Annotated in this window: 12 protein-coding genes; 6 read left to right on the forward strand and 6 right to left on the reverse strand. The window is 53.3% G+C overall.

The window, feature by feature from the left end:
• The first annotated feature begins 12 nt into the window (after positions 1-12).
• Entirely contained in the window at positions 13-180 is a 168-nt protein-coding gene (locus MV985_RS03500; protein WP_297462323.1) for a HepT-like ribonuclease domain-containing protein, read from the forward strand.
• Here MV985_RS03500 and glyS read toward each other — a convergent pair.
• Positions 177-1,886, reverse strand: coding sequence for a glycine--tRNA ligase (gene glyS / locus MV985_RS03505; protein WP_297462325.1), 1,710 nt, complete (start codon positions 1,884-1,886; stop codon positions 177-179). The two genes, MV985_RS03500 and glyS, sit on opposite strands and share 4 nt — an antisense overlap.
• Before the next feature lie 112 nt (positions 1,887-1,998).
• Positions 1,999-3,189 (reverse strand): hypothetical protein, encoded by a 1,191-nt coding sequence (locus MV985_RS03510; protein WP_297462327.1) that lies wholly within the window; start codon positions 3,187-3,189, stop codon positions 1,999-2,001.
• Between the two features lie 290 nt (positions 3,190-3,479).
• Between MV985_RS03510 and MV985_RS03515 the strand changes: the two genes are divergently transcribed.
• From MV985_RS03515 to MV985_RS03530, 4 genes are all read left to right on the forward strand, one after another.
• On the forward strand, positions 3,480-3,710 hold the full coding sequence (locus tag MV985_RS03515) for an LSm family protein (protein ID WP_297462335.1): 231 nt from the start codon (positions 3,480-3,482) through the stop codon (positions 3,708-3,710).
• 16 nt (positions 3,711-3,726) lie between these two features.
• Positions 3,727-3,918: a 50S ribosomal protein L37e gene (locus MV985_RS03520; protein ID WP_297462342.1), complete on the forward strand. Its 192-nt coding sequence runs from the start codon at positions 3,727-3,729 to the stop codon at positions 3,916-3,918.
• 66 nt (positions 3,919-3,984) lie between these two features.
• Positions 3,985-5,355 carry an MATE family efflux transporter gene (locus MV985_RS03525; protein ID WP_297462356.1) on the forward strand — a complete coding sequence of 457 codons (1,371 nt, stop codon included), beginning with the start codon at positions 3,985-3,987 and terminating at the stop codon, positions 5,353-5,355.
• Positions 5,356-5,417: 62 nt separating this feature from the next.
• Complete coding sequence (locus MV985_RS03530) at positions 5,418-5,702, forward strand: hypothetical protein (RefSeq protein WP_297462363.1); 285 nt, start codon at positions 5,418-5,420, stop codon at positions 5,700-5,702.
• Positions 5,703-5,999: 297 nt separating this feature from the next.
• Here the strand turns inward: MV985_RS03530 and MV985_RS03535 are convergent, their stop codons facing one another.
• Entirely contained in the window at positions 6,000-6,344 is a 345-nt protein-coding gene (locus MV985_RS03535) for a hypothetical protein (RefSeq protein ID WP_297462371.1), read from the reverse strand.
• A gap of 61 nt (positions 6,345-6,405) precedes the next feature.
• On the opposite strand from MV985_RS03535, the gene MV985_RS03540 reads away from it, so the two are divergent.
• Positions 6,406-7,209: a PIG-L deacetylase family protein gene (locus tag MV985_RS03540; protein WP_297462442.1), complete on the forward strand. Its 804-nt coding sequence runs from the start codon at positions 6,406-6,408 to the stop codon at positions 7,207-7,209.
• Here MV985_RS03540 and MV985_RS03545 read toward each other — a convergent pair.
• The 3 genes from MV985_RS03545 to MV985_RS03555 all read right to left on the reverse strand — a co-directional run.
• Positions 7,206-7,655, reverse strand: a complete 450-nt coding sequence (locus tag MV985_RS03545; RefSeq protein WP_297462377.1) for a type II toxin-antitoxin system VapC family toxin — start codon at positions 7,653-7,655, stop codon at positions 7,206-7,208. The genes MV985_RS03540 and MV985_RS03545 overlap by 4 nt on opposite strands.
• A 2-nt stretch (positions 7,656-7,657) precedes the next feature.
• Positions 7,658-7,867, reverse strand: a complete 210-nt coding sequence (locus MV985_RS03550; RefSeq protein ID WP_297462385.1) for a hypothetical protein — start codon at positions 7,865-7,867, stop codon at positions 7,658-7,660.
• Positions 7,864-8,860 (reverse strand): glycoside hydrolase family 1 protein (locus MV985_RS03555; RefSeq protein WP_297462401.1); only part of this gene is annotated, 997 nt, incomplete at its 5' end. The genes MV985_RS03555 and MV985_RS03550, both read right to left, overlap by 4 nt.

Consider the following 8,860-nt stretch of genomic DNA (forward strand, 5'->3'; position numbering starts at 1 on the left):
GTTCTTACCTGAATGAGGGAGAGATATTCCTCGGTTCCCTGGAGGAGAATCGTCGGTCTTAGAAACGTTGTCATTCATCACTACTTCGACGTTGACCTTTCTGTTGTCTTGGTCATCGTGAGTTCCCAGCTTGATGAGTTGAACGAAGAAATCGAAAAAATCATCGAGAGGGAGTGCTAGCTCCCAAAAATCAGCTCCCTTAGTTTATCGGGCAGTTCTTCTATCTTAACCCTCACCTGCTCCCTCGTGTCGCGGTCACGAATCGTTACAGTGTTGTCTTCGGGCGTCTGGTTGTCTATCGTCACGCAGTAGGGCGTTCCTATCTCGTCGTATCTCAGATAGCGCCTTCCAATCGTGTCTTTCTCGTCGTAGACAGCTATAAAGCCCGCCTTCTGGAGGGTTCTGAAGACGTCGTAGGCTATGCTCTTGAGCGGTTCCTTGGCGACCAGCGGTAAAACCGCGACCTCTATCGGCGCCATGTCTTTTTTAAGTTTCAGGTAGGTCCTGTCCTCCTCAATGACGAGGCTGTTCTCAAGGAGCAGGTAGAAGGGCCTGTCTATTCCGAAACTCGGCTCCAAAACATGGGGCACTATCTTCTCGCCCGTTATCTTCTCCTCGACTTCCTTGATTATGAAGTCCTCCTTCTCAAGCTCGTAGCCCTCGATTGTAACCTTTCCTTCCTTCTCAAGCTTCTCGACCAGCTCGCGCTTCTCCTCCCCGCTCAGGCTCTTTATCAGCTCGTTTATCCTCTTGGCATCTCTCCTGAGCTTCGGACCGACGCGCTTGAGGTTGAGGCTTACCTCGAGCTTCCTCACCACCTTCGGCTCGTCGTAGTGGATGAGAACCGTCAAGTCAGCCCCGCTCTCGCGCATGTGCCTGCTTAAGTCGTAGTCACCGCGGTTGGCTATTCCAACGCACTCCACCCAGCCGAAGCGCTCGCTGTGTATCTCGGCGTCCCAGGTGTCGCGTGAGTAGTGGGCCCTCTCCTCGGGGAGCTGTTGGCGGAAGCGTATTTTGTCCTCCGGAATGCCGATGTCGAGAAGGGTTCTCTTGACCATGACCATGTAGTAGGCGAAGAAGGTGTTCATCACGTAGCCCCTCTTCACGGCCTCCTCAGCGGTTACTTCAATCTCTCCGAGGTTCTTGAGCTGGTGTTCAATCGGATAGAGCCTCAGGACCTCGTCATTGACCTCATCGAAGTGTGGATGCTCTGTTTCCTTCGGATTGAAGAATATCTCCGCTTCCGCCTGAGTGAACTCCCTCAAGCGAAGCATTCCCTGCCTCGGTGAAATCTCGTTGCGGTAGGCCTTGCCAATCTGGAAGACTCCGAAAGGCAGTTTGTTTCTCGCGAAGTGGGCCAATCTCCTAAAGTTCACGAACATTCCCTGTGCAGTTTCGGGCCTCAGGTAGCCCTTCTGGTCGCCGTAGGGACCTATTCTCGTCTCGAACATGAGGTTGAAGTACCATACATCGCTCAGTTCCCCACCGCACTCCGGACAGCGGATGTCGTGTTCCCTGATGAGCCTGGTCAGTTCCTCGGCTGAGAGACCCTCCACGTCCCTTCCAAGGGCCTCTTCAACGAGGTGGTCAGCCCTAAAGCGCGCACCGCACTTCTTACACTCGACCAGCGGGTCAACGAACTTCTCGACGTGACCGCTCGCTATAAAGACCTTCTCGGGCGTTATGTCAGGGGTCTCAACCTCAAAAAAGCCCTCCCTCTGAAAGGCCTCCCTGATTTTCTGCTCGATTTTCCTCTTTATCGTTGCCCCAAGGGGGCCATAGTCGTAGAATCCACGTGAACCGCCGTAGATTTCAAAGCTACCCCAGGCGAAGCCTCTCCTCCTCATCAAATCCTGAAGAACCTCGTATTTATCAGCATCTCCCACCGCTCACCACCTGAAACTGGAGTAAGGCGAGTTCATAAAAAGCTTTTGGACGTTGAAAATTAATATAAAAGACATTAAAAAGAACAGAAGGAAATAAGAAAGAATTTCAAATTCATCCCATGGAAACGCGGAACTCAATCCAGTCTTCCCCAATATAATGCCAGTCCCATGGGAGCTCCCACCAGCTTGGGGGTTTTGCGTAGAGGACACCGTAGTGTTCTCTCCACGCCTTGGTACCATAGTCCTCCTGAGGGAATCTCAATGTAGCCCCTGGCTCTATCTGATATGTAGTCATTCCCACGGCTTTATCAGGTGCAATCTTATGCACCCACTTTGCGAGCTCCTGAGAATAGTCGCTCTCATCGTAAACTTGAACGTCTGGGATCGTATAACTCCACGACTGAGATGCACTTACTTGTGACCCATCATCTCCTACGGAAACACCTATCGAAACTCCCACCGTTGTTGTTCCAGATGTTGTAGTGGGGGAATAATCCGAGAGGAAGCCGTTTGGGTTGTAGTAGTTGGCCTTTATCCAAGTGTACATCCTGGCCGTTCTCCAATCCGACCATCCAAGCTCTTTACCTGGAACAGATTGTTGTTTTACATGCACATCATACCAGTCGTACTGGGATGAGCCATCGTTCATGAGTTTGTAATAGATTGTTCTCACGTTCAACCTCCCGTACGGTTTCCAGCTCTCCCCTGTGGTTAAATCAAGCTGGTTCTGATAAGACCAGTACGCTCCAGATGAGAGAGGCTCCACTCCAAGTTTGAAGGTTCCAGCATTAGGTTTGATATTTTTAACTGCCCACTCATACGCTTCCCTAAGGGCATTGGAGACTGAATCGATTGATACGAACTCTTTGCTTTGGAGTATTCCATTGTGAGAATAGACTACATAACCATAAACTGTTGCATGGTTAATTTTTCCATTTGGTCCCTGACCAGCTACAAGCTCTGCAAAAAACTGTCCCTTGAAAGTTTCGTTAATGATACTTGGATTTCCAATCACTATCACTGGAATCCCAGAGAGGATTTCCATTTTAACGAGCTGTTTGAGGCGTGGATTGTTTTCGACGTAAGAGCTCTCAACAATAAGGATATGAGGAGCTCTGATATTTTGGGTGGAATTTGCTCTCATTGTCTTTACAAAGTACTTGGGGATATCGCTACCAACGTAGTAAACAGGAACCGTGTTGTTAATCTTCTCTCTGAGATTTGTGGACTTGTTTCCGTTCGTTGGATACGCTGAGACAACAAAAAGACTACCAACTAAAATTCCGAGTACAAACCATACCACTTTCTATCGCATTCGACCCCCCCCAACCGGGTTGTCAATCAAAGGAACGCAGTTATCGTATTTAATCCTTTCGCTTTTCCAAAATTAAGGAGTGGTAGAAATATGCATTGAACCAAAATTACTAATCAAAATTTAATTTTATATAGGATATCCCATAAGTCCCCTATCCAGAGTGCAACAACATAGCTGACACTCAAGAAAGGTCTTTCTCTCTGTTATTTTGGGGAAAGAGTTATAAACCGTTCTCCTCGTTATCGCTATGAGCTTTGATTGTTTGGAGGTGCGTGAAAATGGCGGAAAGACCACTCGATGTTATCCACAGGTCCCTCGACAAGGATGTCCTCGTGCTCCTCAAGAGGGGTTCCGAGTTCAGGGGTAAGCTTATCGGTTACGATATCCACCTGAACGTTGTCCTCGCCGATGCATCGCTCATGCAGGACGGCGAGGAAGTTAAGAAGTACGGTAAAATCGTCATAAGGGGAGACAACGTTCTGGCAATCTCCCCGGTCGAGATCGAGTGATTGACGGGGTGATACAATGGGAGCCGGAACCGCGCCGAAGGGCAAGAGGAACCACACTCCGACCCACATCAAATGCAGGCGCTGTGGGAAGAGGGCCTTCAACATCAAGAAGGGCTACTGTGCGGCGTGTGGCTTTGGAAGGAGCAGGCGCATGAGGAAGTATGGATGGTCCCACAAGTGGAGGAAGAAGAGGAACCTCCGCTACTGATCCTTTTCTTTTACCGCAACCCTTATTAACATAGACACTCTTCTCCGCGTTTAGAGGGGCATCTTAATGATTCGGCTCAATGAAGACCAGCGCCGCCTCTGGAAACTGGCCTGGCCGGCCATAATGGGCAACATCTCCCAGACACTGCTCAACCTAGTGGACATGATGATGGTGGGCCAGCTCGGTGCACTGGCTTTAGCAGCGGTGGGTCTTGGAGGCCAGGTAAGCTGGTTCATGATGCCGATAATGGCCGCGGTCGCTACCGGAACGCTCGCCCTCGTTTCCAGGTTTGTTGGGGCCAAAGATCTGGAGAAGGCCACCCTGACCCTCGAACAGAGCATCTACTTGGCTTTCCTCCTGGGAATTCCCGTTATGCTCTTCGGCTGGTTCCTCGGCGATGACATACTCAAGATAATGGGCGCGAAGCCCGATGTTGTTGAACTCGGCTACGATTACATCAAAGTTCTCTTCGCTTTCTACCCGGTACGATTCGTCGGTTTCACGGCCTTCTCGGCCCTCCGGGGTGCCGGAGACACGAGAACACCGATGAAGCTTGGCATACTGATGAACGTCCTGAACGCGGTCTTTGACTACCTCCTCATCTTCGGAAGGTTTGGCTTTCCCGCACTCGGCCCGGTGGGAGCCGCCTGGGCCTCGGGGATAGGTATAACGGTTTCGATGATCACCGGTCTCTACCTCCTCTGGAGCGGGAGGCTCGTTCTTCGGTTCAGACCCAGATGGCGCTTTGACCCGGCGATAGCTGGCAGGATACTCCGCATTGGCATCCCCACGATGATAGAACGGGGGATATTCAGCCTGTACAACTTCCTCTACATGAGTATAGTCACGCGCTTCGGCACGATAGCCCTCGCTGCCCATCAGGTGGGGCTTAGGGTCGAGAGCATAGCCTACATGCCCGCCTTCGGTTTTAACGTCGCCACGGCCGCGCTCGTTGGCCAGAGCCTCGGTGAAGGAAAGCCGGAAAAGGCCGAGAAAATCGTCTACGAGGCCCTCAAAATGGTGAGCGTCTTCATGGGGCTGATGGCGATTGTGCTGATAGCATTCCCCCGCTATCTCGTGATGCCCTTCATAAGCCCCAGCGATCCCCACTACGGCGAGGTGATGCGCCTCGCCAGCATCTATCTCATAATAGTTGGGATAAGCGAGGTTCCCCTCGGCTGGCTCTTTGTCCTCGGTGGTGCTCTCCGGGGTGCCGGGGACACGAAGACGCCCATGTACATCACCGCTGTCAGCAAACCCCTCTTCCGCCTGCTACCTGCCTACCTGCTCGGCTTCGGGTTCACGGTGGGGCCGATTCACTTCGAAGGGCTGGGCGTTATCGCCGCATGGATGGCGATGAGTCTCGAGACCTTCGCAACCGCGGGGCTCTTCTGGTGGGCCTTCAAGCGCGGAAAGTGGAAGCACGTGAAGGTGTGAGCTTTTCCCTAAACCTGAAGAGAGTCCATAGGGTCGTATGACGAAACTGTAAGTGGTGTCGTATGGATGTGATAAGCGTTCGCATTCCCGATGAGCTTAAGGCTAAGATAAAGGATCTTGGCGTAAACTGGAGCGAGAGAATACGGCGGTTCATAGAGGAGAGGATCGAGGAAGAGGAAAAGGAAAAAGCACTCCGGGAGATGCACCGGCTCCTTACCGGAGGCGCACCTGCCGGGCGTGGCACCGGGAGAAAGTACGTGAGTGAGAATCGTGATAATAATGGATGCCTCTTCGATAGCCAGATACGTCCTCCTGGAGCCGGGATGGAGGGGTTGAAGAGTTCCTGAAAAACGACCTCCTTTCGCTGGAATACGCCCCGGTCGAGGTATCAAAGGCTCTGGGGAAGCACCACGCCCTGTACAACCGCATTGGGCGGGAGGAGTTTGAACGGCGCTGTCAGGTAATGGACGTTCTTCCGAGCGTTGTACTCTCTGAAAACCCCCTTTAATACCCCGGAGAAGCGAGGAGAGCTACCACGAGGAAGGAATCACCGTCCACGACGCTCTCTACATCGCCCGGGCCTTCAGATATGAAACACTGGCCACAAGCGACGAAAAACAGGAAAACAGCGGAAAAGCTCCGCGTTAATGGTGTATACCTCTAAAGTGCCGAGACGTGGGATACTGTCGCGGTCCCGTTGCCATCGTCTCGACGACCTTCTCCTGATTGAGATGCCCGAAAGCAGGGAAATCAACGCGGCCTTTTCCGCTATGTCCCCGGGCATGCCTCCTTCCATGAGCCTCGAAGTGAGTTCTCCCTTCACCCTCTCCAGACTTCTGAATCGCACCCCTCCCTGTCTTGGCGAGCTGGGCGTAGAGCACCGAATCCGCGTACTCATCCCTGTAAAAGTCCCTCGCGAGCCTGAGCATCTCGTCCATACTCTGGCCAATCCCGTAGAGGCTCCAGCCCAATAAGGCTCTCGGCCCCACCGGTGGATTTATATATCGTGAGGATTTTGTAATTCCAGCCTGGCTTATAACGGTGGTGGAGATGTTCGAGGAGATGAACGACTTCGACGAGGCCTTCAGGAGGCTCCTCGACGAGGTTCTGGAGTTCGACCTCTCAAACCCTTTTGAAGACGTTGAAAAGGTCCTCTGCATCGAGCCGCATCCGGATGACTGTGCCATTGGCCTCGGAGGGACGATAAAGCGCCTCACCGATTCTGGAATCGAGGTGGTTTACCTCTGCCTCACCGATGGCTCGATGGGGACGACCGATGAAGGTCTATCGGCCCACGAGCTTGCCCTGATCCGGCGTAAAGAGGAGGAAGAGAGCGCCAAGCTGCTGGGGGTTGAGAAAATACTGTGGCTCGACAACCGCGACACGGAGCTTGAGTATACTCCAGCGGTCAGGAACGAGATTGTGAAGGTGATACGCGCTGAAAGGCCGGACGCGGTTCTTCTTCCAGATCCGTGGTTACCCTACGAGGCCCATCCCGACCACAGAAGGGCCGGATTCATGGGGATCGACGCGGTGGCCTTCGCCCAGCTCCCGAACGTTGCCAAAAGCGACCTTTACGCGGGCCTAAAGCCGCACCAGGTTGACGTCCTCGGTTTCTACTACACGGCGAGGCCGAACTACTTCGTGGATGTAACAGACCTCATGGAGCTGAAGCTGAAGGCAATAAGGGTGCACAAAAGCCAGTTCACCGACGATGTGTGGGAGAAGTGGGAGCCTTTCCTGCGGACGGTCGGCCTCTACTACGGCAAAAAAGCGGGGGTGAAGTACGCCGAGGGACTGCGCTTCTTCCCGGCGCTTTTCCTGCACATAACCCCCTTCGCGGAGCTGGTCTAACCCAACTCCCTCTTCACCATTATCTCCAGCTCCTTGAGGAACCTGTCGAGGTGTATCGTGTCGAGGCCGAACTGCCTCAAAGGGGCGTATTTTCCGGGTTCGTCGGTTACGAGCAGACTTCTTGTCTGTATGGCCGTTGCCGCCGTTAGTATGTCCTCAAGGTCGAGCATCAGACCCTTCTTGAGCAGGCTGGCCTCTATCATGGCGCCCTTCACGAGGATACCATCGTCGAGCGGGACCACCTGGTAGATGTCCCTGAGGATCTCAAGTTCATTCTCCACGTTCTTCTTTAGATACGCCCTAACTGAAAGGTAGCGGTAGAGCGTGATGACGGAGATGGAGACGTTGAACTTCGCCAGCGTTATCTCGAGCTGTCTCTTCCTGCTCGCGGTGTGCATCTTCAATAACGCTCTGCTGTCGAAGGTTATGTCCGGGGGCAGGGGCATCTTCAACTCCCCTTCTTCTTTTCAAGGAGGTTTATCAGCATCTCCGCCTCTTCGTCGTCCATTATGACGTTGTCAACCTTCTTGTCGAGCTCGACGAGGTGCCAGGTCTCTATGAGCCTCTGGAGGACCTCATCGTAGGACCTCGCCTCGAGCTTGTCCTTGAGCATCTTTATCTTCTTCCACGTGCTCTCGTCAACGGCTATCGTCTTCATTCCAAACCCTCCCTCACGATCCTTCCGTAGGTTTCAACGCTCTTCCTGCGGGGAATGCGCTCCTTGGTTATTAAATCGACCTCGTAGAGACCGAAGCGTATCTTGAAGCCCATGGCCCACTCGTAGTTGTCCGTCAGAGCCCAGTGGAAGTAGCCCCTAACGTCGGCACCGCTTTCTATGAGCCTTTTGACCTGCTCAACGTGCTCCGTGATGTACCTCGGCCTCAGGACGTCCTTTGAGTCCGCAACACCGTTCTCGGTTATGAACACGGGCTTCCCGTATTCGGCCGCCTCGAGCGTGGAGTCGTAGAGCCCCTTTGGATAGACCTCCCAGCCGAAGTCGCTCGTCGGGTTGTTGTCTGGCGAGACGCTCTTGGGGTTTCCAGAATAGCCGTAGCCCTCAACCCCGACGAAGCTCACCATCGGGAGCTCCTCGAACTTCGGTTCGGCCCATTTAACGACTTCCCTGGTGTAGTAGTTGTTACCTATCCAGTCGTTCCTCGCAAGGTGGTCTATCTTAATCTCACTCCAGTTCAGGTCGAGGTCAACCCTGCCCTCGTTGACTGCATTTAGGAAGAGCCTGTTGTGGAAGTAGTCGTAGTTCTCCGCGGCCTTGACATCGCGCTCGTCGTTCGGCCTGAAGGGATAAGCCGGGATTATGTTGAGGATTATGCCGACCGGTGCCCTTGAGAACTCCTTTATCGCATCGTAGGCCCTCGCGTGTGCCACCATCTGGTTGATGATGACCCTCTTGGCGGCTTTGGGGTTGACTATCCCCGGCGGCCAGCCAACGTATGGAGCCAGGTAGCCGAGTTCGACTGTTACCATGGGTTCATCGAAGGTCGCCCAGTAGTCAACCAGGTCGGAGAACTTCCACGCAGCATAAGCTGAAAACTTGACGAACTCGAGTATGTTCTCCTCGTCGACCCAGCCCCTCGCCCGAGATTTTTCAAAGCTCTCGCGCGTCCAGAGCGGGTCGTGGACCCATATGGGG

It is taken from the genome of Thermococcus sp., assembly GCF_027012695.1.
GTDB lineage: Archaea > Methanobacteriota_B > Thermococci > Thermococcales > Thermococcaceae > Thermococcus.